A 25,933-nucleotide genomic window follows, 5' to 3' on the forward strand; every position below is an offset into this window, starting at 1 on the left:
GTTGAGTGAGCCAGGCGCTGCACGCCCGGCGTGCTTCATTTGCTGCATCACGTCTCGAACAGCCCCGCGCCGACATACGAACCCGGCTTCGCGCCCGGCGGCACGATGAAAATCGCGCTGCCGACGTGGGTTGTGAACTGGTTCATCATGTCGAACTTCGCGAGCCGGTCGTTGATCGGGATGAAGCCGGTGCGCGGGTCGCTCTGGTGCGCGATGAAAATCAGCCCCCGCGTCGTACTCGGTTTCCTGGCGCCACGGCGGCCAGCGCTCGATATAGAAGTTCGTGCCTTCGTTGTACGAATACGAGCGGCGCAGAATCTGCGCGCCGTTGTTGCTCGCCGGATTCGACAGACGCACGTGCGAGTTCTCGGGGATCACCGGGTTACCGTCCTTGTCCTCGGCCTTCAGATCCACCGCGTCGAATTCATTCTTGCTGCCGATCGGCGCGCCGCTGTACTTGTGGCGGCCGAACACCTGTTCCTGGAAACCGAGCTCGGTGTTGTCCCAGTGTTCGAGCGTGATGCGGATGCGGCGCACGACCGTGTAGGTGCCGCCTTGCATCCACGGCGCGTCGTCGGTGGCGCGAGCCCACACGAACTGGTTCATCAGTCCAGGCTTCGCGGTCGACGGATTGTTGGTGCCGTCCTTGAAGCCCATCAGGTTGCGCGGCGTCTGAGCGCGCGGACCGGACAGAAAACCGGCCTGGCCCCAGCGCATCGCGGCGACGCCGTAGGCACGGCGCGTCAGTTGGCGTACCGCGTGAAACGCAACCTGCGCGTCGTTCGCGCACGCCTGGATGAACAGGTCGCCGCCGGTCTTCTCCTTGATCAGCTGATCGCCGTTGAAGCGCGGCAAATCGACGAGCGCGGCGGGGCGGCGCGACGCGAGCCCGTAGCGGTCCTTGCCGTCCCTGGTGAAGAGGCCGGGGCCTAAGCCGAACGTGATCGTCAGACCGTTCGGGCCGAGACCCAGCACGTCGCCGGAATCGGGGGCGGCCTGGTCGCCGCCGCCGTCGCCGGCGGGCAGCGCGAAGGCCGTGCCGCCTTGCGTCAGACGCGCGGCTGCTTCGGTCCACGTGCGCAGCAGGGCGATCACTTCGTCGCGCTTGTCGGTGGTCAGATCGAGCGCGGCGACGTAGGTGTGGCTCTGCTGCGGCGTGACGATGCCGCCTTGATGCGGACCGTAGAACGGCTCGGCCGCGAACTGCGGATCGGCGTTCTGGGCGCTATGCGCGGGCGCCTTCGCGAGCGCGGGCGGCGAGGTCGCGAGGCCTGCGCCGAGACTCGCGCCGGCGGCGAACGCCGCGCCCCCCGCCTTCAGGAAGCCGCGTCGTGACCGCCGTGGGGGGTGATCGTTTGTCATGGTCAATTCACCTTCCTGAAACCTGGGTGCCGCCTACTTCGCGAGCACCAGCGTGTTCACGTCGTCTTCGACGTAGTAGAAGCCGTCGCCTTCCGGCGTCATCGCGATACCGAACAGGTCGCCGTTGCCGGGGGGCGATTGCGCCTTGTCGGTATCGATCCAGCGTGCGTACAGCTGCTTGCCGGTCGCCGGATCGATCTCGACGACCTGGCCGTTCAACGCGTTGGTCACCAGCAGGTGGCCATTGGGCGCGGTGACCATCGCGAGCGGACGATGCAGCAGGCCGTCGGCGGTCAACTGGCGGCCGACGCCCGCGCTGCTGTCGCGCGTGAGCGGATCGTCGATCTCGGTGAGGCGGTTGCCGATCGCATCGGACACGTACAGCATCTTCTGATCGGCCGACAGCGCGAGGCCGGTCGGCCCGACGAGGAACACGCCCTTGTCGGCCTGCGCGCCGAAGCCGCTGCCGATCACGGTTTCCTGCTTCACGACGGGCGGCTTGCCTTCCGGCACGTCGAGATCGAGGCGCAGCACGGTGGCCTGCTTGAACACGGGCGGATTGCCTTGCGCGCCGCCGACGCCGAAGCCCGCGTTGCTGACGAACAGCGTTGCGCTCGTGCCGTTGTCGACGACCGCCATGTTGCCCCACGGATCGTTGATGTTCGGCGTCGAGATCGTCGACGCGATCTTGCCTTGCGGGTCGATCACGATCAGGCAGCCAGCGCCCTTGGTGCCGGTCGTGCCGTCGTTGCTCGGCGTGCTGCCGACGATCACCCAGCCCGACTTCAGCATCGTCATCGCGGTCGACAGGCCGATGCCGCCCGGGCATTCCTTCAGATCGCGCGGCACGGTCGCGAACACCGTCATCTGTCTGGTGTCCGGGTGATAGTCGATGATCGTGCTGCCGGTGCCCTGCAGGTTCGTCGAGTTGTTGAAGTTGCCGACCAGCACGTCGCCTTTCTTCACGGTGCCCGCGCTGACCGGCGCGACCACGAGCGCGTACGGATTCTGGTCGCCGTTATCCGGCACGGTGTTGATCAGCGTCGTGTGATGCTTGATCGTTTCAAGGAAGCCTTGCGGCTCGGCCTGCGCGCTGGCGGCCACCGTGAGAGCGGCGGCGCCGGCCATCGCGGCGAGCAGGGCTCGCGCGGCGCGCGCCGCAAGCTTGCGCGTAAGTTGATTCACGATTGGGCCTCCGTGCGGGTGCACAAAGCGGGAGTGGCGGCGACGATAGAAAGCATGGGAAGTGCTGGTCCGGTTGCGTGGGGTGGCATGTGCTTGCGAGGTTGAAAGCGCGCGGCGGGCGGCGTCAGAAGTTGATATTGGTCCGCACGCCGACGACGAAGGTGTTGCGCAGCGGCTGCGTCGGGTCGTTCGGGTTCTGGCCCGCACCGGCGTTGAACGTGTATTGCGCGTCGGCCTGCAACTGCCACCACGGATTGACCTGATATTGGTAGGTCGCCTCGAGCGTGGTTTCGCTGGTGCGCACGCCGTAGGGGCTGCCGTTGAATGCCAGGAAGTCCTTGTCGAGTCCGTTCACGTGACTGCCGACCTTGATGTAGGTCAGCGCGAGACCGGCGCTGTCGTTGTCACGGCCCTTGAACGGCGCCTTCAGCACGACGCCGAGGTTGGCCGCGACTTGCACGAGGTTGCGGTCGCCCGGCGCGCCCATCACGCGCGCGAACACGCCGAGACTGCGTGGTGCGTCGGAGTCGGGGCGCCACACCATCTGATCGGCGACCGCATAGAAGCTGTAGTTGCCGCTGTGATTCACCGGAATGCCGGTCGACGCCGGATTCGCGAGCGACAGCCCCATGTTGTCGTAGCGCTGATCGGCGAACTTGTTGGTGTTGTACCAGACGCCGAGCTTGTAGGTGCCCGGCAGACCGCGGACGCCCATGCCGACCATTTCGCCTTCGGCCGGCTGGTTGATCGAGTACTGCAACTCGCCGATCCACAACGCGCCGTTATGCAGGTTGAAGTTCGTGCCGCTCATGTTGTCCGGGTCGTTGCCGAGCGGGTCGCCCGAATACACGCCGGCAAGCGCGGTCAACGAAGGGGTGATCTGGCCGCGCACGCGCACGCCGAGACCCGCGAGCGGATAGGCGGGACCGCCCGACGGCATGTCGTACGAGGGCAGCGCGGGCCAGCCGAACATCGTGTTGAGGAACAGGGCCGCATACGTGCTCGTGATGAATTCCTGGTCGAGACTCTGCTGACCGATCTTCACGTCCACGCGTTTGTTCAGGAACGACTGCTGATACCAGAGCTCCCACAGACGCGTCGCGTCGTCGGCCTCGATGCCGCTCGCGGTATTCAACGTGCCGAGCTTGTTCGCGCTCAGGTTCGCGCCGTGAATTTGCAGTGCGCTGACGTTGAAGAGGCCGCCCGGCAGGCCGAACGCCTTTTGCGTATCCATCTGCAAGGTCGCGGTGGTCAGGCCGTCGTAGTTGACGCCGCGCGCGAGACCGCCGCGCAGATTGGCCAGCACTTCGCTGGTTTCGGTCAGCGTGAAGGTCATGCCGTACTTGCCGAGCCACGGACGCAGGCCGCCCATGTCGCCGAGCAATTGCTGGCGGTTCCAGAGGCCCGTCCACTGGTTGGTCTGCGTCGCCTGAATGTTCAGGTCGGCCTCGGGCGCTTCGGGGTTCGCATCGGGATTGGCTTCGGCCAGCGCCGCGTGGGCGGTCAACGAGGCACACGCGAAGGCCGTGCACAGTGCGACGCGCCGCATCGAAGGCAAACGCGTACGATGAGTTGCGCCCGGACCTGCGGAAGAGTCGCAAACCGGACGCGCATTGGCACGCGATCCATTGAGTTGAGCGAACTTCATCGAAATCCTTATGAGTGTTGTTTCGACCGATGTGATCAATCTGCGACTGCCTTGCGCGACATCGCGTGTTGTCCCCGGCTGCCAAAGCGGCTGATGGCGTGATCGTACGCAGGCGGATTGCGGTAGTCAACACAAATGAGAACGATTCGCAACAAGATTGCTGGCATGTAATTCCCGGATTTACGGACTGTGCCTAAACTTTATGAGGACGTAAGCAGGCATTCATTAGCGCGTAATGAAAACGTATTGATGTAGTCAGGCCGAACGTGTGAAACGGCGAGGTGTCGAAGCGCACGAGTCACCCCGAAAGTCAAAGTAAGGAGGTAGAAATGGGCAAGCGCATTCTTCTGGTTTCGTTGCTGGTGAGTGGTGGTCTGTTGCTGGGCGGCGCAGCGCACGCGCAGTTGAATCTGAAGCAGTTCGGCATCGGCGGGGGCGGCGATAGCGCGGCGGGTGCCGGGGCGTCGTCGGGCGGCGTGTCGCAGTTGCTGCAGAGTTACGTGGGCGCGAACCAGCAGGTGCTGAGCGGACAGTCGAGCCTCGCGTCGGCGATGGGCATGACGAGTGCCGCCGGCCAGGCGCAGCAGGCGGCGGGGCTGCTCAGCGGCGGCGCGCCGTCGGTCAGTCAGTTGACGCAGGTCGGCAGCACCCAGCAGTCGCTGTCGCAGAAGCTGACCGATGCGTTCGCGAATCATGCAAGTGGCGGCGCGTCTGCGACGCCGGTCAACAAGGAAGCGTTCACGCAGGGTCTGTCGTCGCTCGGCAAGGGTGTGAGCCAGTATTCGAGCTTGCAGTCGGGGCTCGGCAGCCTCGGTCAGATGAGTCCGTCGTCGCTGCTGCAATCGGGCCTCAATCCGCAGACCGCGCAAAGCGCTTCGTATATCGCGCAATCGGCGCCGGGGCAGTTGCAGTCGCTGATGTCGACGCTGAGCTCGGCCGTGCAGTTCGCATCGAGCCACGGCATTACGGTGCCATCGATCGCGACGTCGGCGTTGAAGGGGTTGTAAGCGCACTTTCGCTTCGTCCCGCGCGCGGTCGATTCAGCGCCGAAAGCCGCTATGATCGCGTCGAACCCGCAACCCAACCGGAATTCCGCCGATGTCCCACACCATCAATCTGGAAGACTACTTCGCCCGGATCGGCTATCAGGGCCCGCGCGCCGCCACGCTCGACGTGCTGCGGGCGATTCACCGGCTCCATCCCGCCGCGATCCCGTTCGAGAACCTGAACCCGTTGACGGGCCGGCCCGTCAGGCTCGAGCTCGAAGCCGTGGAACGCAAGCTCGTGACCGAAAAGCGCGGTGGCTACTGCTTCGAGCAGAACATTCTGTTCGCGAACGTGCTGATGCAACTCGGCTTCAAGGTCACGCCGATGCTTGCGCGCGTCGTGTGGGGCCGCGACCCCGGCACGATCTCGCCGCGCACGCATATGGTGCTGCGCGTCGATATCGACGGCGACGAATGGATCGCCGACGTCGGCTTCGGCGCCGTGATGCTGACCGCGCCGCTGCGGCTGACCGCCGGCCTCGCGCAGCCGATTCCGCTCGGCACGTTCCGTCTCGCCGACGCGGGGCGCGACACCGTCTATCTCGAGGTGCTGGCGCCGGACGAGAGCTGGACCCGCGTTTATCACGTCGATCTGCGCGCAGTCGAGTGGATCGACTACGAAACCTCGAACTGGTACACGTCGACGTCACCGGATTCGAAGTTCGTTCATAACCTGCTGGCGTGCCGCGTGTTGCCCGAACTGCGCCTGGCGCTATTCAACGATCAGTTCAACGAGCGCGACGCACGAGGGCAGATCGTCAACGAACGGCGCCTTGCGAGCGCCGCCGAACTCGCCGACTGTCTGCGTGAGCGTTTCGGCTTGAATCTGGAGGACATCGATATCGCCGACGTGTTCGAGCGCGTGCGCACGCGCGATGAGGCCGCATGAGCCGACCGCTCAAGGGAGCCGCGATGGTCGCACGTCTGATCCTGCAATCGCTGGCGTGGCTGGTTTTCATGGGCGTGCTGCTGTTCGGCGCGGCCGGCACGCTCGCGTGGCCGGCCGCGTGGTGGTATCTGTTCGAGCTGGCGGTATTGAGCCTGTGGCTCGGCTTGTGGCTCGCGCGTCATGATCCCGCGCTGCTCGCGGAGCGGCTCGCGCCGTTCGTGCAGGCGCAGCAGAGCCGCTGGGATCGTGTGTTCATGGCCGCGATCGGGGCCGCGTGGTGCGGCTGGCTGATCCTGATGGGTTTCGACGCGATGCGGTTTCGCTGGTCCGCGCCTCTGCCGTCGTGGCTCATGGGCCTCGGCGCGTTGTGCGTGTTCCTGTGCATCTTCATGTGCCGGTTCGTGTTTCGCGCGAACAGCTATGCCGCACCGGTGGTCAAGATTCAGTCGAGTCGCGGGCACAAGGTCGCCGACACCGGGCCCTACGCGTACGTCCGTCATCCGATGTACGCGGCCGCGCTGGTGTTCTTCGTCGGCACGCCGCTGATGCTCGGCTCGTGGTGGGGGCTGGTGGCGCTGCCCGTGATGGCGTACGGGATGGGCTGGCGCGCGGTGCGCGAGGAGCGGCTGCTCGCAGGGCAGCTCGATGGCTACACCCAATACATGGCTCGTGTGCGTTACCGTTTCGTGCCGTTTATCTGGTAGCGCGTTCCAGCCGTCTGCCAGCGTCGAACCGGGTAAGATTGGGCCCGGCCGTCGGAGAACCGGCCACGGTGTACCTCATGTACCACCGGCGAACCACCGATGAGGTTTGGAGTGAAAACAACGACACAGGCGCGTATAGCGCCCGCCGCACAAGCGGAGCAGAAACAGCATTCCGCCGAACGCGATCGCGATCGCGATCGCGACACGCCGGTCAAGGCGATGCCCGCCTACGAGCAGATCAAACGCTACGTGCTTCAGCGCATCAGCGAAGGCGCATGGAAGCCGGGCGGGCTGATCCCTTCCGAAACGGAACTGGTCAAGGAGTTCGGCGTCGCGCGCATGACGGTGTCGCGCGCGCTGCGCGAGCTGACCGCCGAGCGCGTGCTCACGCGCGTGCAAGGCTCGGGCACCTTCGTCGCGCCGCAGCGGTATGAATCTACGGTGCTGGAGATCCGCAATATCGCCGATGAAATCGCCGCGCGCGGTCATCGTCATTCGGCGCGCGTGCTGACGCTCGAACCGAGCGACGACGCCGATGCGCTCGAAGCGCTCGGTCTCGCGAGCGGTCCCGCGTTTCACTCGTGCATCGTGCACAGCGAGGAGGGCGAGCCGATCCAGTACGAGGACCGCTTCGTCAATCCGAGGGTGTTCCCTGAATATCTGCAGCAGGACTTCTCGGTCGAAACGCCGAATCACTACATGGTGCGGCTCGCGCCCGTGCAGCGCGCCGAGTTTCGCATCTACGCGCAAAAGCCCGAGGCCTATGTGCGGCGTCATCTGATGATGGATATCGGCGAGCCGTGTCTGCTGCTGTGGCGGCGCACGTGGGTCGGCGAGAACGTCGCGACGTCGGTGCGGCTATGGCATCCGGCGTCGCGTTTTCATCTGGCGGGGACCGTCTAGGGCCTGTTCACGCCGCAATACGGGCGGAAAGGCACGTTCCCCTGTTTTAAAAAAACCTTCAAGGGGCTGGCCGCCAGAAGGGCCGATCGCCGCGTCATGCTCCTTGCGAATACGTCGAGTATTCGTTGCGCCGCAATCCTTGCGCTCGGCCCTTCTGGCGGCCAGCGCAAGCCCGTTATTAACGTGAACAGGCCCTGGTACGGTTTCTGAAGCGCGCGTTATCCCTGGCGCTGCGAGGTATTCGGCGAAAAGCGGCAGCCGAGCCGGTAGCGCGAACCCGGATGCACGAAACGCGCGAACGTCACGGCGACGCCGCCCGTCCACGTGCGGCGCGTCAGCGTCAGGCACGGTTCTTCGGCGTGAATTTCGAGCAGCTCTGCTTCGGCAGGCGTCGGCAGCGCCGCGTCGACCACGTGTTCGAGATCGTGCATCGGCACGACCGTCAGCAGATACTCGGACGGCTTCAGCGCCGAGAAATCGTGCTGCAGAAAATCCGGCGCGACGGCCGGATTCACATAGCGATCTTCGAGCTGCACCGGCAGACCGTTCTCGCGATGCACGCAGATCACATGAAACACCGAAGCGCCCGGCGCCAGCCCCAAGGCGTTCGACACCGTGACCGACGCGGTCTCGCGCTGCAACAGCACCATATCGCAACGATAAGCGTGGCCGCGCGAGCGGATCTCGTCGCCGATATGGGCGATCATCAATAGCGTGGACTGCGGCTTGTTCGGCGCGACGAAAGTACCGACGCCCGATAGGCGCGTGACGAGCCCCGCGTCGGCGAGTTCGCGCAGCGCGCGGTTGACCGTCATGCGCGAGACGCCGAGCGTCGCGACGAGGTCGAGCTCCGAAGGCAGACGGTCGCCCGCCTGGCGTTCGCCCGAGCCGATGATCTGGCGAATGTGCTGTTTGACCTGCTCGTAGCGCGCGGCCGGCGCTTCGTCGCTGCCGCGCGCGATTTTGGCCGCGGCGCTGGCCGCGCTGGCGGACGATTTGCCATGAGGCTTGTTGCGAACGGTGGCGCTCATAGGGGCGGGGTGTCGTCGGGGCCGCGCGTCCAGAACGCATTGCGGTCGAAGTAGTTTTGCAGAAACTGCCGCAGACGCGGCTGCGCGGCATCGTGAAACACGTCGCGCGGTTTGCCCTGCACGGCGATGCGGCCTTGATCGATGAACACGACCTTGTCGGCGACCTGCGCGGCAAAACCCATTTCGTGGGTGACCACGGCCATCGTCATGCCGTCGCGCGCGAGCTGCTTCATCACCTGCAGCACCTCGCCGACCAGCTCCGGATCGAGCGCCGACGTCGGTTCGTCGAACAGCATGATGTGCGGCTCCATCGCGAGTGCGCGCGCAATCGCGACGCGTTGCTGTTGACCGCCCGACAGTTTCGCCGGATACGCGTCGCCCTTGTGCGAGAGGCCGACCGTCTCCAGCATCGCGCTCGCGCGGCGGCGCGCTTCGTCGTGCGACAGGCGCTGCACGCGCAGCAGCGCTTCCATCACGTTGCCGAGCGCGGTCATGTGCGGCCACAGGTTGAAGTGCTGGAACACCATGCCGACGTTGCGGCGCACGCGGTTGATCTCGCCCTGCGAGGCGCGCACGCGTTTGCCGTTGCGCTCGGTATAGCCGAGCAGTTCGCCTTCGATGCGCACGTCGCCGTGATCGTAGGTTTCGAGCGCGGCGAGGCAGCGCAGCAGCGTGCTCTTGCCCGAGCCCGACGGCCCGATGATGCAGACCACTTCCGAGCGCGCGATCTCGAGATCGACGCCGCGCAGCACCTCGACATCGCCGAAGCGTTTGCGCAGATCGCGCACCTCGATCAGCGGCGCGGCATTCGACGCGTTCGCCGTTGCGCTGGCGGACGGCGCGGAAGATTGCGCGGGGGAGGACATGTCGGCGATGGCGTTCATAGGTGTTCCGGAATCATGCCATGAAGCGTGCGAGGCGGGCTTCGGCCCACATGCCCGCGCGCGAGGTCAGCTCGACTAGAGCGAGATAGCACACGCACAGCACCAGCAGGGTTTCGACGAAAGCGAAGGTGGCCGAGCCGATGCCGGTCAGCACGAACGTCAGTTCGGGCACCGTGACGATCGACAGTACTGCCGTTTCCTTGCTCAACACGATGATCAGATTGGTCAGCGCGGGCACGATCAGCACCAGCATCTGCGGCGCCTGGATGCGCAGGATCGCCTGCCAGCGCGTGAGTCCGAGACACGCCGCCGCTTCGAGATGGCCTTTGGGCACCGACTGGAAGCCGGAGCGGAACGCCTCGGCGAAATACGCGCTGCCGTAGAGGCCGAGGCCGACGATGCCAGCCGTCATCGGTTCGAGCGTGAGGCCGATGGACGGGCCAGCGTAATACAGCAGAAACAGCTGCACGAGAAACGGCGTGCCGCGCAGCAACTCGATGTAGACACGCAACACGGCGCGCAGCCAGCGTCCGCAGAACAGTTGCAGCACCGCGATCAGGAAGCCGATCGCGAGACCGATTGCGACGCCCGCGGCCCAGCTGCCGAGCGTCGTCGCCAGGCCGGCGGCGATCGGCTGCAGGTTGTGCGTGATGACGGTCGGGTCGAACGTTTGCATGGCGAGGTTCGCTTAAACGTGAGTCGATTCAGGCGTGCTGCAAACGGTGTTCGGCCGCATGCGCGACCAGCGCGAGCGAACCGCAGATCACGAAGTAGATGAGCCCCGCCGCGACATACGCTTCGAGCGGCCGGTAAGTGCTCGCGGCGATGTTCTGCGCGGTGCGCGTCAACTCGGCGACGCCGACCACCGAGATCAGCGAAGAAGCCTTGATCAGCAGCACCATTTCGTTGACGAGCGACGGCAGCGTCAAACGGAATGCTTGCGGCACCAGAATGCGCCGCAGCGTATCGAGCGGGGAAAGCCCGAGCATGCGCGCGGCTTCGAGATGTCCGGGCGGAATGCTCAGAAAACCGCCGCGCAGAATCTCGGCGATGTACGAGGCCGAGCACAAGGACACCGCGCTGATCGCGGCGACGATCGGCGACACGTTGATGCCGGCGAACGGCAGCAGGTAGTACACGAGCAGCAGCTGCACGAGCATCGGCACGCCGCGAAAGAAAAACACGTAGGCGCCGCCCGCGAGGCGCGCGGCGCGATGCTGCGACAGCCGCGCGGTGCACACGCCGATGCCGACGAAGAATCCGATCACGAGCCCCGTCAGAGAAATGCCGACGGTGGCGAGCGCCGCATGCAGCAGCAGCGGCAGGCCCTGAACGAAGACGGTCGTGTTGAACATGGGTCGCGGCCGGTGGAAACGGGAAGGGCGTCGCGCGCCGCGCTACGGCGAAACTATTGCACGACGCGGGACGCCCACGTTGAAGACGCTCAGTAGTTCGGCGTGGGCATCGTGGACGGCATCTCCATCGCGACACCGAACCACTTTTTCTGCAACGCGGCGAGGCGGCCATCCTTCTGCATCTTCACGAGCGCTGCGTTGAACGCGTCGGCGAGCGGTTTGCTGTCGGCGTCCTTACGCAATGCATACGCGAAGTACACCTTCGCGCCGAACGGCGGCTGCACGACCGCGAACATCTCGGGGCGCTGCTTCGCGACATACGCGATGTTGGTCATCGAGTTCGCTGCCGCGGCGATGCGGCCCGCCGCGAGGTCCGCGTAAGCCTGATTGTTGTCGACGTACTCGCGGATTTCAGGCTGCTTCGGCAGCGTGGCCGCGTAGCTCTTCAGCTGGTCCAGCTGCGCGGTGCCTTTGCCCGCGCCGACCGTCTTGCCCGCGATATCCGACGATTGCTTGATCGACGCATCGTTCGCGCGCTTGAGCAGCGCGTCGGTCGCATCGGCGACGGGCAGCGTGTACGTGTAGCGTTCCATGCGCGCCTTCGTGACCGTCAGCGGGCCACCGACCATATCGAATTTGCCCGCTTCGAGACCGGGCAGCACGCTCGGCCACGGCAGATCGATGAAGCGCACCTTGACGCCGATTTCCTTGCCGATCTCCGCGAACAGCTCCTTGTTGAAGCCGGCTTGCTGACCGTTCTCTAGAAAGTCGAATGGCGCGAACTGCATTTCGGTGCCGACCACCAGTTCGCCGGCTTTCTTCACTTTGGCGAGCTGGTCTTCGGCGTGCGCGGCGACGCTTGCCGCGCACAGCGCCAGCATGACCAGACGACATTTCCATCCTGCAAGGATACGCATGGGGTTCTCCGGGGGCGAATTGGTGTTGGGTCGCCGGCGTGTCGAAGTCTTCGTTAGGACCCGCCGCGCCGGCGGCGCGATGCGGGCCTCGCTGGGCAGTATATACCGCGTTTCCAGCGAAAAATAAATGCTCGCTCGAGTAGAGAAAGCCCTGATATCGAGGCGAGCGAAGCAACTTGCGGCTCTGCTTTTGCCGGTATATACCACTGCAATACCGATCCTCGAAGGAGCCGCGCGATGCCCGTGACCCGCATTCCGATCATCGATGTCGCTGGCGTGCACGCGGGCGATCAGCAGGCGCTCCGACGCGTCGCGAAGGAAATTCATGAAGCGTGTACGACGATCGGTTTTTTCTACATCGTCAATCACGGCGTGCCGCAAGCGAAGATCGATGCCGCCGCGCAGGCCGCGCGCACTTTCTTCGCGTTTCCGGTCGACACGAAACGACGCGCGGCGGTCAATCATCGGCATCGCGGCTTCAATGCGCTTGGCGATGCGACGATGTATCAGGCGAAGCGGCCCGATTACAAGGAGTTCTTCAGCATCGGCCTCGAACTGCCGGAAGACGATCCCGACGTGCTGGCGGGCCAGGCACTACGCGGGCCGAACAATTGGCCGGACTTCATGCCCGGGTTGCGGCCGGTGCTGTATGACTATTACGAGGCGCTCGGCGCGTGCGGGGCCGATCTGCTGCGCGCGGTCGCGGTGAGTCTCGGCATCGAAGAAAATTTCTTCGCGCCGCGCTACACGAAGCGCATGCAGCGCACACAAATGGTCTACTACCCGCCGCAGCCGCAGCAGTCGGACGAAGATCAGTTCGGCGTCGCGCCGCACACCGACTACGGCTGCATCACATTGCTGTGGCAGGATCAGGTCGGCGGCCTGCAGGTGCGCGAAATCGCCAACGATACGTGGGTCGAGGCGCCGCCCGTCGAAGGCAGCTTCGTCGTGAACGTCGGCGATCTGCTCGCGCGCTGGACCAACGACCGCTTCCGCTCGACGCTGCATCGCGTGATCAACGCATCGGGGCGCGAACGCTATTCGATCGCGACGTTCTACGATCCGACCTACGGCGCGCTCGTCGATCCGCGTGAGCTCGGCGCGAGCGACGCGCAAAGCAAATATCAGCCGGTCGCCGCGGGCGACTATATCCTCGGCCGCATCAACGATTCGATGGGCTACCGCAAGAAACTCGCCGCTACCGCACAGTAAGGACCTCCTGCATGACAGAACCGAGCATCACCGACGACAAGACGACCCCGACCGCAACCCCTACCGCAACCGCACCGCTCGCGACGACACTCGAGGCCTTGCGCGCCGCGCTCGGCATCGACGCGGTGCGCGTCGGCGAGCAGATCGGCGAACGCGCGCTGACCGACTGGACGCGCCACGAGCCGACGCGTCCGGCGGCGCTGCTGATGCCGCGCACGACCGACGAAGTATCGCGTGCGCTCGCGATCTGCCACGCCGCGCATCAGCCGGTGGTACCGCAAGGCGGTATGACCGGACTCGCGGGCGGCGCGATCGCGCGCGCCAACGATATCGCGTTGTCGCTGGAACGCCTGAGCGGCGTCGAAGAACTCGACGCGGCGTCGGCCACGCTGACCGTATGTGCCGGCACCACGTTACAGGCCGCGCAGGAAGCCGCCGAAGCAGCGGGCTTCGAACTCGCGCTCGACCTCGGCGCGCGCGGCTCATGCCAGATCGGCGGCAATCTCGCGACCAACGCGGGCGGCAATCGCGTGATCCAGTCCGGCACCGCGCGCGACCAGGTGCTCGGGCTCGAAGTGGTACTCGCCAATGGCGACGTGCTCAGTTCGCTCGGCAAGATGGTCAAGAACAACACCGGCTATGACCTGAAGCACTGGTTCATCGGTTCGGAGGGCACGCTCGGCGTGATCACGCGCGCGGTGCTGCGGCTGCATCCGCGACGTGCGGCGCGCCATACGGCGCTCGTCGCGCTCGACGATTACGATGCCGCGGTGAGCCTGTTGCGCCGTCTCGCGACGCGCTTCGGCAACGACATCGGCGCGTTCGAGATCATGTGGCCGGACTTCTACGATTTCGGCGTGAAGCTGACCGGCGCGCGCTCGCCGTTCGACGCCGCGCATCCGCTCTATGCGCTGATTGAACACGCGGGCTTCGATGCCGACGACGCTGGGGAACGTTTCGCCCAGGCGCTGACCGATGCGCTGCAAGCGGGCGCGCTGCGCGACGCGGTGATCGCGCAATCGGTCGCCGATGCGCGCGCGCTATGGGCGATCCGCGAGTGCACCGCGGAGTTTCCGATCAAGCTCGATCCGATCAACTTCGACGTGAGTCTGCCGATCGGCGAGATCGGCACGTTCGTCGACCGTTGCCGCGCGGCGCTCGATCAGCGCTGGCCCGGCAACGAAGCGTATTTCTTCGGGCATATCGGCGATTCGAATCTGCATTTGACTGTCGATGGCCATTCGATTCGGGGCGTCGATCATCACGCGGTCTATACGTTCGTCTACGAGATGCTCGGACCGTTGCGCGGGTCGGTGTCGGCGGAACATGGCATCGGTTCGCTGAAGCGCGAGTTCCTGCCGATTTCGCGCTCGCCGGCCGAGCTTGCCGCGATGGTCGCGATCAAGCGTGCGCTCGATCCGAACGGCATTTTGAATCCGGGCAAGCTGTTCTGAGTTTCGATGAGAAGCAAATCAACGACTTCTCCCTCGCGTGCAAGTCCGCCATATTTTCACGGTCAGCACGTAAATAACGATCGCCGCAATCAGATCTATAGCCGTCATTGCGCCGATGTAAAGCAGTTCATAATCGGCCACTCCGAGCTTATCGGAGATTTCGATCAATATTTGCTGCTGCTCCAGCGTCATGGGTGATGGGTACGTGTGGACATATCGCACCGATAACAAAAACAAAGCCAAAAAAAGAAACAGCTTGCAAAGTCTACGGGCAAGTGTCGCCAATTGTCGTTACCTCGATCCATCCGTAAGCGTGTAGCCCTGAACTACCGGCCTGAACAGTCGGCGTATGCAGGAGCGCATGTCGAAGCTTGCTAAAGTCGGCGACGCTTTTCAGCGTGATACATCCGAATGAAACACCGTCGCCGCCAACCGGATGCAATCGGAAGCTTTGCGCCTCGCCTTTACGACAGGGTCGATGCTAACGTATTAATCGCGCCTCGTGATTTTGAGATAGTGGTCGAACAAATCCACGCAATATTGCGACACGCCGGCTTCTATCAAAATCTCTTGTTTTACATGCTCTGCCGTCAATGCGCGTTCAGATAGCTGACGATCAACGGATAAACATCGACCGCCGCGTTCTTGCCGAAGATGCAGTCGATATGCCCATAGCCTGGAATCAGATGCCGCTCGTACGGCTGCTCGGGGAAGCGCTCGCGCAGCAGGTCGTAAGTGCGCGCCGTGCTGACCGGCAGATAGGTTTCGTTCTTCTCGCCGTGAATGAAGCCGATCGGCAAACGCATGCCCTCGAGTCCTTTCATGCCGTCCGCGCCGGTCAGATACACGTCGTCGCCGCGCGCATCGACGACCTGGCCCGCGCGCACCATCGTGGCCAGATGCTGGAACACGGCCATGTCGTGAATGCCGAACAGTTCCTGCAGATTCGCATGCAGCGCCTCGTTCAGCTTGTCGTGCTCGTAGAGCAGGCCATACAGGAACGTCGCGCGATGACAGATCGGATTGCCGCAGCCCTCGCCGTGATCGAGCGGATAGAGACGCAGCGCTTCGTCGAACAGGTTCGCGGGCCACGAATCTTCCTGCGTATAGGCGGTGAGGTCGCGTATGCGCAGATGCTGCATCAGGTCGGGAATATGCAAGCCGGCCTTGATCCGTTGCAACGTGCCCGGCACCGGATGCGCGGACACCTGCGAAATCACCGCCGAGCGCACGCCGTCGAGTCCATGGAGAAGCGACATGCTGAGCGCGAGGCCGCCCAGGCAGTGGCCGAGTACCTGAATGTTCGGCGCGCCGGTCACTTCGCGAATCTTCGCGACGGCGGCGGGAATGTCCTCGCGCGCGACTTTGTCGACGTTGGTCGGCACGAGCACGCTCGGCAGTTCGATGCTGACGCGCAGATCGACGAGCCACACGTCGTAGCCCGACGCGTACAGATATTCGACGAGGTTGGTCGGTATCAGATCGGTCGAGAAGATGCGGCTCGATACGCCCGAGCCGTGGATCAGCAGGATCGGCTTCGCGGCTTTGCCCGCGGCCGGATCGCAGTAGCGCGTGAGCTTGAGCCGCGTGCGGTCGGGTGTGTCGAAGTACGTGACCTGCGGCGCCGGCGCGCGCAGCGTGCGTTTCGCGCGCGGCGGTATGTATGGATCGTAGAACTGGAGCGGCGCGGCCACGCCGCCGTATTCGGTGAACAGCACGCCCGCGAAGAACTTGCCGAACTTCAGCGTCCATTCGAGGCGCGTCTTCAGGTCGGGCGCGTGGGTGACTTCGAGCGTGCGCTGCTGCTTCAGGAAGTTTTCGGGCGTGATGATCAGCGTCGCGGTGCCGACGACGGGCGCATCGTCCTGCGCTGCGGCGCGAATCTCCGCATACAGCGTGTTGGTCTGCTCCCACAGGTTGATCGGCGACGTGCGCGTGATGATCTTCTTGCCGGTCAGATACCAGGTGTTGCCTTCGACCGAGTCGAGCGTCATCCGGTAGTTCATGTTGCGTTCGTCGACGTCGGATTCGTCGACGACGAACAGGTTGAACGTGCCGTCGCTGATCGTCAGCGGTTGGGCGGACAGGGCGGGGCAGGTCAGTGTGCCGGCGGTGCGCGCGAGATGATTCGGGTTGCTCAGCATGTCGGCGAGATCGTCGGACTCGACCGTCAGCGTGAATTCGATCGGGCTCTTCGCGGCTTCGCCCGCCACGCTGGGCGTGTAGGTGCCGACCATCGTCTCGGTGAAGCGCAGGCCGATCTTCTGTGCGGGCGGCGCGGCGGCGGTGCCCTTCGACATGTAGTCGATCGACCAGTCGTGCGCTTTGGCCAGCAGCGCGCAATTGCGCTCTGCGAGCGCGGAGATGGTCAGGAGCGGATTGACGCCGAGCGACATCGGCATCACCGCGCCGTCCATCACATAGAGGCCGTCGTGCACCGCGACGCCGGCCGTGCCGCTGAACACGCGGCCCAGATGATCGACCACGCCATGCGCGGCGTCCTCGCCCATGCCGCAGCCGCCGAGCGGATGCACGGTGACGGTGTGCCGGCCGGCGATCTTCGTCGAAATCGGGTTGCGCAGATATTTGCCGCCGAGCGGTTTGGTCGCCTCGATCAGCACGTTCTCGATGCTCTGGAAGATCGGCTGGCGTCCCGCGTTTTTCCATTCGATGCGCGCACGGCCTTTGTCGCCGACCGTGATGCGGCCGCTTTCGTCGTCGTGCGCCATCACGAGGTAGCTTTGCGTGTGATTCAGCGCACCGTGGTACGGGCCGCGGATCAGGCTTTCGAGCGTACGCGCGTCATAACTCATGCGCTCGAGGAGCGACGGAGCCCCAGCCGCATCCACGCCTTCGAGCGGCGCGACCGCGCCGAGCATGCCGACGAGCGCCTCGCCGACCGCACCGGCCAGCGAGCCTTCCTCGATCACATAGCCATCCTTGACGTTTTTCTCGTCGGCGCGATTGTCGATCAGGCCGGTGATGGTCGGCCCGACCGGCGGAATCTGCCCCGGCTTGTGTTCGCCCCAGCCGACGCCGTTGATCGTGTCCCTCGTGTTGTACGCGAAGGCGAGCACGTCGCCGTTGCCGGTGAAATGCTGGCCGAGCATCTCCGACGTGCTCAAGCCCGCGTCGCGCGAGCGCAGCAGCAGCGCGGTCGAGCCGATCGTGCCCGCCGCGACGATGACGATATCGGCCAGCACGAACAGATCGGGCGCGTCGTAGCTTTCGCGGCCGAGCTTCACGAGCTGGAAGTTGACCTTCCATTGCTGCGTGTCGGGATCGCGCAGCACCGAATGCACGGCCGTGCCGGTGAAAATCTGCGCGCCGTGGGCGACCGCGTCGGGCAGATAGTTCATGTGGGTCGAATTCTTCGCGTCGTAGTTGCAACCGGAGTTGCAATCGCCGCAACCGACGCAGCGCTGCTGCTCGACGCCCGCCGCGTTCGGGCCGTCCTTGAACGTGACCGTGATCGGCGGACGGCTGAAGCGGTCGGCCATGCCGAGCGCCTGCGCCGATTTTTCGAGCGCCTGGAGCTTCGGCAGCGGCGGGAAATCGTCGGGCACCGGCGACGGTGACAGCATTTTCCAGGCGAGCGCATAGCCGTCGTCGCGTCCGGCTTGGTCGGCGCGCAGCGCGGCCGGCCAGCGCGGGTCGTCCCACAGGCGCGGATCGGCTTCCAGCGCTACGTTCGCATTGATCAGCGACGTCCCGCCGAGCCCACAGCCCACCACCGCGTTGACGTCTTCGTTCACGTGCACTTCGATCAGCGCGAGCGGCGAACCGATCTGCGCCTCGGCCGTGTTGTACTGGATCTGATCGATGCCCTGCACGGGCGTGCGCGGATACTCGCCGGCCATGAATTCGCGGCCGCGCTCGAGCACGCACACGCGACGGCCCGCGCGCGCCATGCGGCTCGCGGCGATCGCGCCGCCGTAGCCCGAGCCGATCACGACCACTTCGTAATGCCGTTGCAGCGCCGTCGGCGCGCTCGATAAGCGGTTCATCAGGACCACCTCGTCTGGAATCGGATGTGGGGAACGGAAGCTCGACTTCGGAACAAAGACGGCGTGCTGCGGGAGCTTTTTTATCGTAGGCGGAATATCGACGCAAAAAAAGCGCGCCGTGGAGGGCGCGCCGAAGTCGTAGCGTGCGACGTTCAGGGCGGCACGCCCGGCCGGCCGTTGCCGGGCGTACCCGGCCGTACGGGCATGCGCACTTATCGCGCTTCTTATGTGGCTTGTTGGTTATCCGAACTATTACGCGGCCACTTCATAGAATTCGCTATCGCTCGATTCCACCGCGAGCAGATTCAGCGCAACCAGAATCGCCGCGCGATTGTCGACGTCGATCTCGATGCCGAGCGCGTCGGTGAGCCAGCGGCCGAGCTTGGTGTTGGAAAATTCCTCGGCGCCGGCCGTCTTTTTCGTGGTGACGCCGAGTTTGACGGCGCGATAGTGATAAGAGGGCACCCGATGCTGAGCCGCGACCGCCGAAAGCCCGCCTTTGCCTTCCGAGCACCAGCCGAGGCTGCCGGCCAGCACGATCCGCTCGGGTTCGTCGAGCCCTTCGATGAACTCGCGCGCCGCGCGCCGCACACGCTGTTCGTCGAGGCCGTATTGCAGCAGCACGCTTTCCACCGGGTCTTCGAGCGCGTGCGCGTGCAGATCGATTTCCTGCGCGACGCCCTCGGTCTCCATCGACACATTGCGCTGATGGCACGCGCTGCGCAGGCAGTCGATCAGATAGCGGCGGAAATACGCGCATACCGCGTAGCTGTTGGACGGTGCGCTGTCGGCGCGCGCGTTCGTTTCGGTGTGGCCGGGCGCGAGGCGCAACACCTTCGCGTAGATGAACTGAGCGACCAGTTCTTCCTTGTCCTCGCCGAGCGCCTGCAGTTCGAGCGGGTGGTAGGTCCGCAACGCGCGCTTGACCAGTTCGACCATCGACACCATTTCGTCCGCTGAGAGCCGGGTGCGCCTGCGCCACAGATCGGGGAGGATCGCGTCGTCGAGTTGGCGGGCGAACTCGTAGCTCGGGACTGCGCCCATGGAAAACCTCCGTCACGGTTGGCAGGGAGCGCGGCGAGCCGCGGCGCGTGGGCCGCGGCTCGAGGGAAGGTGGCTGAAATGCCGCGCTGAAACGTGAATGCAGTATGGTTCGCGGCAAGGCCTTCGCCTATATGGATTAAGTGTTAGCCGATGGGTAAACTGCCGGGTAAACCTTCTGATGGATTGCTGACGATTCATCTGAGGAGCGGACATTCGCCGTAGAATAGACCGCGCGGGCGGGCGCGCTCGGTCGCCCGGTTCGACCCGCGATTGCCACGAAGCGCCGGAGCGCCGCCGCTTCGTCAGTGTTTCGTGTCAACGAAGTTGCCATGCCCCTGCGATAAAGCTGCGTGGGATCGGCGTAAGCGCTAAAGCGCTCACGCCGATCGACAGAGGAGACCGCCCCATGCGGGCCGACCCGATCCAGCGTGCCATCGACGAAGACCTCGTGCGCGTGCTCTACGCGCAGGATCCGATCGCGTTCTTTTCGCACTGGTTTTCGATCGCGGTCCTGGTGGCGATCTACTGGCCGCATGTGCCGGCCCCGCCGCTGTTTATCGCGTGCTTCGTTTTTTATGCGCTCGCCAATTGCGCGGGCTTGGCGCTGTGGATTTGCAATCGCCGCTATCCGCAGCTCGTCTCGCCGCGCGACTGGATCTATCTGCACGCGCTGCGCGGCGTGCTCCTCTATAGCGGGCCGGGCTTCGCGGTGTGGTTCGCGTTCCAGAGTCCGCAAACCGATCTGCCGTTATTGCATACCGTAATGCTGGTGACGCTCGCGGCCGGCGTGTTCATGTCGAATGGATTCGATCTCCTCAATTTTTCGACGTCGATTCCATTTCTGCTGCTGCCGTCGATCGTGCTGCATTTCGGCTCGCATACGTTCGATCGCACGATTCTCGCGATCGTGCTCGCGTTCTTCTTCTGCGCGATCAACGTCTACGCGATGAGCTATCGCAAGCTGTTTCGCCAGGTCGTGCAGGCGCGTGTCGATCAGCAATACCTCGCGGAATCGCTGGCCGCGCAAAAGCGCGTCGCCGAAGAAGCGAGCCTCGCGAAGACGCGCTTTTTCGCGGCGGCAAGCCACGATCTGCGTCAGCCGCTGCATGCGATCGGCCTGCTTGCGGCATCTCTGAACGATCCGGCGGCGACGCCCGCGCAGCACGCGAAGACGGCCGGGCACATCGTGTATAACGTCGAGGCGCTCAATCAGCTGTTCAACCAGGTGCTCGATCTCGCGCGGCTCGAAAGCGGCGTGACCCAGGTGATCCGGTTGCACTTCCGGCTCTCCGAGCTGTTCGAACGGGTTGGTAGCCAGTATCGTCCGCAGGCCGCGGCGAAGGGGCTCGCGCTGCGCATCGCGCCTACGACGATGGTCGTCTACGACGATCCGGTGCTGCTCGAACGCGTGTTGAGCAATCTGCTGTCGAACGCGGTGCGTTATACGGAGCAAGGCGCGATCTGGCTCGGCTTCCGGCGCGCGGGGCGACAGAAGGGCGGCTATATCGAGGTGCGCGATTCGGGCGTCGGCATTGCGCCGCAGGAGCACGAGCGCGTTTTCGAGGAGTTTTACCAGGTCGAGAATCCACAGCGCGACGCGCGTCAGGGGCATGGGCTCGGGCTGCCGACCGTCAGGCGGCTCGTCGGCCTGCTCGGCGGCGAGTTGCAGCTCCGCTCGGCGCCGGGGCGCGGCTCGGTGTTCCGCTTTGCGGTGCAGGCGGGTGACGCGAGCGGCATCGTCGCGAGTCTTAACGATTCGGTCGCGGGCGGCCCGGCCGCGCAGGGGCGGCGCGTGCTGTGCATCGACGACGAGCCGTCGATACTCGAAGGCCTCGCGAGTCTGCTCGAGCGATGGGGCTGCGACGTGCGCGGCGCGCGCGACGAAGCCGGCGCGCTCGCCGCGCTCGCGGACGGCTTCGTGCCCGATGCGGTGCTGTGCGACTACCAGCTCGCCAATCACCGCACCGGCGCGCAGGCGCTGAGCGCGATACGGGGCGTGCTTGCGCGGGAGGAGGGGCACGGCAATGTGGTGACGCTGCTGATCACCGGCGATATGGCGTCGGCGGAGCTGACGGCGCTCGCGTTGCAGGGGATTCCGGTGCTGCACAAGCCGGTGACGCCGGCGCGGTTGCGGCGCACGCTGGAAATGCTGTGGCAGCAGGCGGAGCTTGATCAGGGGCGGCCGGCGGGTGCGGTGGTGTTGGGGGGCGGAGCGGTGGACGACCCACCGCCGCCACCCGCCGCGGCTGGCTCGCCGCAAGCCGAAGCGGGCTCAGGCGCGCAAAGCGAAACGCAGCCTTAGAGGCGGGAAACAAAGACGGGTTGGGCTTGCGGCGCAGCACAATGCGCTACAACGTCTTCCCGGCCTCCAGCCATCCATTGATTACGGCGATCGCCGTCGACCGGTTATGCACACCAAGCGCCCGAAAGATCACCGACAGATGCACCTTCACCGTGCCTTCGGCGACGCCGAGATCGCGCGCGATCATCTTGTTGGTCCAGCCGCGATGCACGAGCCGCATGATGTCCTGCTGACGTGGTGACAGGTTCTCCAGCAGATGCTGCTGATGCGGCTGCAGCGACGGTACCTGCGTGACCGGTTCGATCTGCGGGACGGTGCCGGGGCCCGGCCCGCGGACGGCTTGCGCGGCGGCGCCCGGGGCCGGCACACGTGCCGATCCATCCGCACCGGTGCCCGCCTGCGTCTCGCGCGAGCCGAGCAGACTCAGCGCCTCGATCGGCACATAGGCACCGCCGGACAGCACCAGTTCGATCGCCTTCAGCATCACGCTGGCGGGCTGGCGCTTGGGCACGAAGCCGAGCGCGCCGGCCGCGAGCACCGCGCGCATCTCGTCGGGCGATTCCTCCGCGGACAGCACCACGACCGGCAGCGCCGGATTCGCCTTCAGCAGCGTTTCGAGCGACGTCGCGCCGCTCATGCCCGGCATATGCAGATCGACGATCGCCAGATCGTGATTCGCGTCGGGTCGCGCGGCGCTCGCAAGGGTTTCCCAGCTGTCGGCTTCGTCGAACTGGGCGTCGGGATCGAAGCCGCGCAGCATGCCTTTGACGCCTTGCCGGATCAGTTCATGGTCGTCGGCTACAAGAAACTTCATGATGTCTCCGCGAGTCGAGCCTGTCCGTTGAGGGCTGCCGCCGTTGCGCATGCCGCAGTTGCAGCATGCGCAGTTGCAGGCTGCGTAGTTGCAGTATGACTAACTGCTGTACTCGTGACACGCATCATGGCTGGTCGTCCGCGCTTCCTGGTCGATCCTCGGCTCCCAGGACGGGTCGATCCGATTGCCGTTCATTGACGCTGCGATTCGTGCTGCTTTTGATGCCGCGGTCGTCGCCGAAATCGTGCCTCGGTTCTCGCCGCGTGGAGTGTCGCACTTACCGCCGCATCCGGTATCGTTCCAACTCGCCAGTGTCCCGCTCCCTTGCCGTGCCGCGCGTCGCTTCGCTGGGCCGTGCCGCGCGTGGCCGGCTGCCGGCATCGTTCGATGCGCTTCGTGATGTTAAGGCAGGTCTCCCGCGCATAGGTTCCGGCTTGCTACGTAGACGAGCCGCGCGCCCCGTTTTTGAAGCGCTGACGCGCACGATCCGGAAGCTTATGCCCGCCGGATCGACTCGGGTTCGCGCGCCGCTATCTGACCGCGAACAGCGTCGCATTCATCAGAAGCTTGAAGGCGAAGCCGAGCGACATCGCCGCGCTCACGCCGAAGCACCATAGCGCGATGAACCAGAGCCAGCCCGGCAGTTTGCGGCTGGGCGTTGCGGCAGTGGCGGTGGGAGCCGACGCACTGGCACCCCGCGTTTCAGTGATAGTGATGTTGGTCGCCATGACGCACCTTGCCTCGAAAGACCCAGTAACCCATCGTCGTATAGGCGACGATGATCGGCAGGATCACCGCCGCGCCGGCCAGCGTGAACGTCTGGCTCGTGCGTGGCGCGGCGGCTTCCCATAGCGTGATGCTCGCCGGAATCGCATACGGCCACAGACTCACGAGCAGCCCGAGATAGCCGAGCAGCACGAGCGCCAGCGCGAGCACGAATGGCGTGTTGTGATGGCGCGCGCGCGCCGCGCGATGCATGAAGAACGCGCAGATCGCGACGAGGAACGGCACCGGCAGCAGACGGTAGAAGATCCCGTCATGGAACCAGCGTTGCGCGATGCCCGCATCCATCAGCGGTGTCCACAGGCTCACGAGCGCGATGAAGCCGAGCAGCACCAGCGTCAGCGGCCAGACCACGCGATGCAGCCGTCGCTGCAGATCGCCCTCGGTCTTCGCGACGAGCCAGCAGCAGCCGAGCAGCGCGTAGGTCGCGACGAGTCCGAGGCCCGTCAGCAGGCTGAACGGCGTGAGCCAGCCGAACGCGTCGCCGGCATAGGCGCCATCGGCGACCGGAATGCCTTGCAGGAACGCGCCGAGCACGATGCCCTGGAAGAACGCCGCGCCCGCCGAGCCGCCGATGAACGCGAGGTCCCACAGATGCCGCGTGCGACGCGACTTCGCGCGGATCTCGAACGACACGCCGCGAAAGATCAGGCACACGAGCATGAACACGAGCGGCAGATAGAGCGCCGACAGCACGGTCGAGTAGACGACCGGAAACACCGCGAACAGCGCGGCGCCGCCGAGCACGAGCCAGGTTTCGTTGCCGTCCCACACCGGCGCGACCGTGTTCATCATCAGGTCGCGTTCCTTTTCGTCGGGGAAGAACGGAAAGACAATGCCGATGCCGAGGTCGAAGCCGTCCAGCACGACGTACATGAAAAGGCCCAGCGCGATGATCGCGGCCCATACGACGGTTACGTCCATTTTTTCTTTCTCTCGAAGCGTAGGTTAGACGGCGTCGATCATCTGATCGGCGGCGGACAGCGGGCGGCGCGCGGTCTGCGCGGGCGTCGGCTGCGGCAGGCCGAGGGGCATGTCGTGCGACTTGCCGCCAGGCAGCGCGGGACCGGAGCGCATCAGCTTCAGCATGTAGTAGATGCCGGTGCCGAACACGAGGAAGTAGACGGCCACGAACGTCATCAACGACAGACCGACCTGTTGCGTGGTCAGCGGCGACACCGCCTGCGACGTGCGCATCACGCCGTACACGACCCACGGTTGACGGCCCGCTTCGGTGGTGACCCAGCCGGCCAGCAGCGTGATGAAGCCGCTCGGCCCCATCGCGACGCACAGCCGCTGGAACCACTTCGCTTCGAACAGGCGCCCGCGCCGGCGCAGCAACCAGGCCGCGATCGACATCGCGATCATCAGCACGCCGAGGCCGGCCATGATGCGGAAGCTCCAGAACACGACGGTCGAATCCGGCCGGTCCTGCGGCGGGAATTCCTTCAGGCCGCGGATTTCGCCGTCCCAGCTATGCGTGAGGATCAGGCTGCCGAGGTGCGGCACCGACACCGCGTAGCGCGTGGTTTCGGCCTTCATGTCGGGGATGCCGAACAGGTTCAGCGCGGTGCCGCCTTTTTCGGTATTCCACAAGCCTTCGATCGCCGCGATTTTCGCCGGCTGATACTTGCGCGTATTGAGGCCGTGCTGATCGCCGACGAATGCCTGGATCGGCGTCAGAATCAGCAGCAGCCACAGCGCCATCGAGAACATCTTCTTGACGGCGGGATCGCGCCGGCCGCGCAGCAGATGCCACGCGCCGACCGCCGCGACCACCAGCCCCGCGACGATGAACGCCGCGAGCGCCATATGCGCGAGCCGGTAGGGGAACGACGGATTGAAGATGATCTTGAACCAGTCGAGCGGCACGACATGACCGTCGACGACCTCGAAGCCCTGCGGCGTTTGCATCCAGCTATTGGACGCGAGAATCCAGAAGGTCGAGATCAGCGTGCCGATCGCGACCATCAGCGTCGCGCCGAAGTGCGCGCGCGGACTCACGCGCTGCCAGCCGAACAGCATGATGCCGAGGAAGCCCGCTTCGAGAAAGAATGCGGTCATCACCTCGTACATCAGCAGCGGACCGGTGATCGGCCCGGCGAAACTCGAGAAGCCCGACCAGTTGGTGCCGAACTGATAGCTCATCACTACGCCGGAGACGACGCCCATGCCGAAGGCCACCGCGAAGATCTTCGACCAGAACAGACAAAGATCTTTGTAGTAGGCCTTGCCGGTTTTCAGCCAACGCCATTCGAGAACGGCGATGAAACTGGCGAGACCGATGCTGAGCGCGGGGAAAACGATGTGAAAAGAAACGGTGAACGCGAATTGAATGCGCGCGAGATCGAATGCCGATAGTGCGGAGTTCATGATCCTGTTGTGCGTGATGG

22 protein-coding genes and 1 pseudogene are annotated in these 25,933 nt (G+C 64.9%); 7 read left to right on the top strand and 16 right to left on the bottom strand.

The features are described from left to right. Nucleotides 1-47: 47 nt before the first annotated feature. From efeB to OKW41_RS09920, 3 genes and pseudogenes are all read right to left on the bottom strand, one after another. Nucleotides 48-1,362: pseudogene (gene efeB / locus OKW41_RS09910) on the bottom strand (iron uptake transporter deferrochelatase/peroxidase subunit). 33 nt (nt 1,363-1,395) lie between these two features. After that, the gene (locus OKW41_RS09915) at nt 1,396-2,490 is read right to left on the bottom strand and encodes a hypothetical protein (protein WP_429573380.1); all 1,095 of its coding nucleotides are present in this window, start codon (nt 2,488-2,490) and stop codon (nt 1,396-1,398) included. 181 nt (nt 2,491-2,671) lie between these two features. Further along, nucleotides 2,672-4,195, bottom strand: a complete 1,524-nt coding sequence (locus tag OKW41_RS09920; RefSeq protein WP_429572338.1) for a carbohydrate porin — start codon at nt 4,193-4,195, stop codon at nt 2,672-2,674. A gap of 329 nt (nt 4,196-4,524) precedes the next feature. Here OKW41_RS09920 and OKW41_RS09925 point away from each other — a divergent pair, with 329 nt between their 5' ends. The 4 genes from OKW41_RS09925 (at nt 4,525) to hutC (OKW41_RS09940) (ending at nt 7,737) form a co-directional block, all read left to right on the top strand. Further along, complete coding sequence (locus tag OKW41_RS09925) at nt 4,525-5,202, top strand: hypothetical protein (protein ID WP_429446653.1); 678 nt, start codon at nt 4,525-4,527, stop codon at nt 5,200-5,202. Between the two features lie 91 nt (nt 5,203-5,293). Continuing rightward, complete coding sequence (locus OKW41_RS09930) at nt 5,294-6,130, top strand: arylamine N-acetyltransferase family protein (RefSeq protein ID WP_429572339.1); 837 nt, start codon at nt 5,294-5,296, stop codon at nt 6,128-6,130. A gap of 23 nt (nt 6,131-6,153) precedes the next feature. Beyond that, nucleotides 6,154-6,834, top strand: coding sequence for a methyltransferase family protein (locus tag OKW41_RS09935; RefSeq protein ID WP_429446989.1), 681 nt, complete (start codon nt 6,154-6,156; stop codon nt 6,832-6,834). A gap of 111 nt (nt 6,835-6,945) precedes the next feature. Further along, a complete protein-coding gene (hutC, locus tag OKW41_RS09940; protein ID WP_429572340.1) occupies nt 6,946-7,737 on the top strand; it encodes a histidine utilization repressor in 792 nt (263 codons plus the stop codon). A gap of 218 nt (nt 7,738-7,955) precedes the next feature. Here the strand turns inward: hutC (OKW41_RS09940) and hutC (OKW41_RS09945) are convergent, their stop codons facing one another. From hutC (OKW41_RS09945) to OKW41_RS09965, 5 genes are all read right to left on the bottom strand, one after another. Beyond that, nucleotides 7,956-8,768: a histidine utilization repressor gene (gene hutC, locus OKW41_RS09945; protein ID WP_184038599.1), complete on the bottom strand. Its 813-nt coding sequence runs from the start codon at nt 8,766-8,768 to the stop codon at nt 7,956-7,958. After that, complete coding sequence (locus OKW41_RS09950; protein WP_429446658.1) at nt 8,765-9,652, bottom strand: amino acid ABC transporter ATP-binding protein; 888 nt, start codon at nt 9,650-9,652, stop codon at nt 8,765-8,767. Before OKW41_RS09950 ends, hutC (OKW41_RS09945) begins: the two co-directional genes overlap by 4 nt. Nucleotides 9,653-9,665: 13 nt before the next feature. After that, the gene (locus OKW41_RS09955; protein WP_429446660.1) at nt 9,666-10,328 is read right to left on the bottom strand and encodes an amino acid ABC transporter permease; all 663 of its coding nucleotides are present in this window, start codon (nt 10,326-10,328) and stop codon (nt 9,666-9,668) included. Nucleotides 10,329-10,356: 28 nt separating this feature from the next. Then, complete coding sequence (locus OKW41_RS09960; RefSeq protein WP_176105687.1) at nt 10,357-11,007, bottom strand: amino acid ABC transporter permease; 651 nt, start codon at nt 11,005-11,007, stop codon at nt 10,357-10,359. Nucleotides 11,008-11,096: 89 nt separating this feature from the next. After that, on the bottom strand, nt 11,097-11,924 hold the full coding sequence (locus tag OKW41_RS09965; protein WP_026225860.1) for a transporter substrate-binding domain-containing protein: 828 nt from the start codon (nt 11,922-11,924) through the stop codon (nt 11,097-11,099). A gap of 237 nt (nt 11,925-12,161) precedes the next feature. Here OKW41_RS09965 and OKW41_RS09970 point away from each other — a divergent pair, with 237 nt between their 5' ends. Next, entirely contained in the window at nt 12,162-13,136 is a 975-nt protein-coding gene (locus tag OKW41_RS09970) for an isopenicillin N synthase family dioxygenase (RefSeq protein WP_429572341.1), read from the top strand. 11 nt (nt 13,137-13,147) lie between these two features. Then, nucleotides 13,148-14,590: an FAD-binding oxidoreductase gene (locus tag OKW41_RS09975; protein WP_429572342.1), complete on the top strand. Its 1,443-nt coding sequence runs from the start codon at nt 13,148-13,150 to the stop codon at nt 14,588-14,590. Between the two features lie 18 nt (nt 14,591-14,608). Here the strand turns inward: OKW41_RS09975 and OKW41_RS09980 are convergent, their stop codons facing one another. The 4 genes from OKW41_RS09980 to OKW41_RS09995 form a co-directional block, all read right to left on the bottom strand. Next, complete coding sequence (locus tag OKW41_RS09980; protein ID WP_429446667.1) at nt 14,609-14,782, bottom strand: hypothetical protein; 174 nt, start codon at nt 14,780-14,782, stop codon at nt 14,609-14,611. Between the two features lie 73 nt (nt 14,783-14,855). After that, nucleotides 14,856-15,032 carry a hypothetical protein gene (locus OKW41_RS09985; protein ID WP_429446669.1) on the bottom strand — a complete coding sequence of 59 codons (177 nt, stop codon included), beginning with the start codon at nt 15,030-15,032 and terminating at the stop codon, nt 14,856-14,858. Nucleotides 15,033-15,180: 148 nt separating this feature from the next. After that, complete coding sequence (locus OKW41_RS09990) at nt 15,181-18,597, bottom strand: alpha/beta fold hydrolase (protein WP_429572343.1); 3,417 nt, start codon at nt 18,595-18,597, stop codon at nt 15,181-15,183. A gap of 252 nt (nt 18,598-18,849) precedes the next feature. Further along, nucleotides 18,850-19,641 carry a hypothetical protein gene (locus OKW41_RS09995; protein WP_429572344.1) on the bottom strand — a complete coding sequence of 264 codons (792 nt, stop codon included), beginning with the start codon at nt 19,639-19,641 and terminating at the stop codon, nt 18,850-18,852. Between the two features lie 406 nt (nt 19,642-20,047). Between OKW41_RS09995 and OKW41_RS10000 the strand changes: the two genes are divergently transcribed. Further along, entirely contained in the window at nt 20,048-21,943 is a 1,896-nt protein-coding gene (locus tag OKW41_RS10000; protein ID WP_429446674.1) for an ATP-binding response regulator, read from the top strand. 46 nt (nt 21,944-21,989) lie between these two features. Here the strand turns inward: OKW41_RS10000 and OKW41_RS10005 are convergent, their stop codons facing one another. From OKW41_RS10005 to OKW41_RS10020, 4 genes are all read right to left on the bottom strand, one after another. Then, on the bottom strand, nt 21,990-22,757 hold the full coding sequence (locus OKW41_RS10005; protein ID WP_429446676.1) for a response regulator: 768 nt from the start codon (nt 22,755-22,757) through the stop codon (nt 21,990-21,992). Between the two features lie 530 nt (nt 22,758-23,287). Further along, complete coding sequence (locus tag OKW41_RS10010; RefSeq protein ID WP_187610311.1) at nt 23,288-23,485, bottom strand: hypothetical protein; 198 nt, start codon at nt 23,483-23,485, stop codon at nt 23,288-23,290. Beyond that, nucleotides 23,460-24,464 carry a cytochrome d ubiquinol oxidase subunit II gene (gene cydB / locus OKW41_RS10015; RefSeq protein ID WP_429572345.1) on the bottom strand — a complete coding sequence of 335 codons (1,005 nt, stop codon included), beginning with the start codon at nt 24,462-24,464 and terminating at the stop codon, nt 23,460-23,462. Before cydB ends, OKW41_RS10010 begins: the two co-directional genes overlap by 26 nt. Nucleotides 24,465-24,488: 24 nt before the next feature. After that, nucleotides 24,489-25,913 (bottom strand): cytochrome ubiquinol oxidase subunit I, encoded by a 1,425-nt coding sequence (locus OKW41_RS10020; RefSeq protein WP_429572346.1) that lies wholly within the window; start codon nt 25,911-25,913, stop codon nt 24,489-24,491. Between the last annotated feature and the right edge of the window lie 20 nt (nt 25,914-25,933).

This window comes from Paraburkholderia sp. UCT70, from assembly GCF_050434085.1.
In the GTDB taxonomy this organism is placed as follows: domain Bacteria; phylum Pseudomonadota; class Gammaproteobacteria; order Burkholderiales; family Burkholderiaceae; genus Paraburkholderia; species Paraburkholderia tuberum.

What these genes read in the sequence shown, in the direction of transcription:
- OKW41_RS09915 (WP_429573380.1), bottom strand. Translation starts at nt 2,490, where the DNA reads ATGGCCGGCGCCGCCGCTCTCACGGTGGCCGCCAGCGCGCAGGCCGAG.
- OKW41_RS09920 (WP_429572338.1), bottom strand. Translation starts at nt 4,195, where the DNA reads ATGAAGTTCGCTCAACTCAATGGATCGCGTGCCAATGCGCGTCCGGTT.
- OKW41_RS09925 (WP_429446653.1), top strand. Translation starts at nt 4,525, where the DNA reads ATGGGCAAGCGCATTCTTCTGGTTTCGTTGCTGGTGAGTGGTGGTCTG.
- OKW41_RS09930 (WP_429572339.1), top strand. Translation starts at nt 5,294, where the DNA reads ATGTCCCACACCATCAATCTGGAAGACTACTTCGCCCGGATCGGCTAT.
- OKW41_RS09935 (WP_429446989.1), top strand. Translation starts at nt 6,154, where the DNA reads ATGGTCGCACGTCTGATCCTGCAATCGCTGGCGTGGCTGGTTTTCATG.
- hutC (WP_184038599.1), bottom strand. Translation starts at nt 8,768, where the DNA reads ATGAGCGCCACCGTTCGCAACAAGCCTCATGGCAAATCGTCCGCCAGC.
- OKW41_RS09950 (WP_429446658.1), bottom strand. Translation starts at nt 9,652, where the DNA reads ATGAACGCCATCGCCGACATGTCCTCCCCCGCGCAATCTTCCGCGCCG.
- OKW41_RS09955 (WP_429446660.1), bottom strand. Translation starts at nt 10,328, where the DNA reads ATGCAAACGTTCGACCCGACCGTCATCACGCACAACCTGCAGCCGATC.
- OKW41_RS09960 (WP_176105687.1), bottom strand. Translation starts at nt 11,007, where the DNA reads ATGTTCAACACGACCGTCTTCGTTCAGGGCCTGCCGCTGCTGCTGCAT.
- OKW41_RS09965 (WP_026225860.1), bottom strand. Translation starts at nt 11,924, where the DNA reads ATGCGTATCCTTGCAGGATGGAAATGTCGTCTGGTCATGCTGGCGCTG.
- OKW41_RS09970 (WP_429572341.1), top strand. Translation starts at nt 12,162, where the DNA reads ATGCCCGTGACCCGCATTCCGATCATCGATGTCGCTGGCGTGCACGCG.
- OKW41_RS09975 (WP_429572342.1), top strand. Translation starts at nt 13,148, where the DNA reads ATGACAGAACCGAGCATCACCGACGACAAGACGACCCCGACCGCAACC.
- OKW41_RS09980 (WP_429446667.1), bottom strand. Translation starts at nt 14,782, where the DNA reads ATGACGCTGGAGCAGCAGCAAATATTGATCGAAATCTCCGATAAGCTC.
- OKW41_RS09990 (WP_429572343.1), bottom strand. Translation starts at nt 18,597, where the DNA reads ATGAACCGCTTATCGAGCGCGCCGACGGCGCTGCAACGGCATTACGAA.
- OKW41_RS09995 (WP_429572344.1), bottom strand. Translation starts at nt 19,641, where the DNA reads ATGGGCGCAGTCCCGAGCTACGAGTTCGCCCGCCAACTCGACGACGCG.
- OKW41_RS10000 (WP_429446674.1), top strand. Translation starts at nt 20,048, where the DNA reads ATGCGGGCCGACCCGATCCAGCGTGCCATCGACGAAGACCTCGTGCGC.
- OKW41_RS10005 (WP_429446676.1), bottom strand. Translation starts at nt 22,757, where the DNA reads ATGAAGTTTCTTGTAGCCGACGACCATGAACTGATCCGGCAAGGCGTC.
- OKW41_RS10010 (WP_187610311.1), bottom strand. Translation starts at nt 23,485, where the DNA reads ATGGCGACCAACATCACTATCACTGAAACGCGGGGTGCCAGTGCGTCG.
- cydB (WP_429572345.1), bottom strand. Translation starts at nt 24,464, where the DNA reads ATGGACGTAACCGTCGTATGGGCCGCGATCATCGCGCTGGGCCTTTTC.
- OKW41_RS10020 (WP_429572346.1), bottom strand. Translation starts at nt 25,913, where the DNA reads ATGAACTCCGCACTATCGGCATTCGATCTCGCGCGCATTCAATTCGCG.